The organism is Proteus myxofaciens ATCC 19692 (assembly GCF_001654855.1).
Taxonomy (GTDB): domain Bacteria; phylum Pseudomonadota; class Gammaproteobacteria; order Enterobacterales; family Enterobacteriaceae; genus Proteus; species Proteus myxofaciens.
In genome coordinates this window covers 1-227 of record NZ_LXEN01000251.1, presented here as the reverse complement: position 1 = coordinate 227, position 227 = coordinate 1, and the positions used below count along the sequence as shown (strand labels likewise).

Sequence of the window (227 nt, the reverse complement as noted above, 5' to 3'; positions counted from 1 at the left end):
GTTAGTATCATTATCGTGCTTGGTGTCGCTTGGACTGGCGCTTCTTGGTACATGGGCGGTAAAATTGAAAATCGTATCCATGGAGAGACTGATCGCGTTAATGCACAAATAGCTCAGTATTTTAAAAATAATGACATAGATGCAAATGTTAAAGTTGAACTTCGTAATTATGAAAAAGGGATTTTTTCCTCTGATGCGAACTTAGCTGTATTGATTTCACAAACAAA

General features: G+C 36.6%; 1 protein-coding gene. It reads left to right on the top strand.

The window, feature by feature from the left end:
• Window positions 1-227: DUF945 family protein (locus tag M983_RS16815; protein WP_157092000.1), on the top strand; the 227-nt coding region annotated here is incomplete at both ends.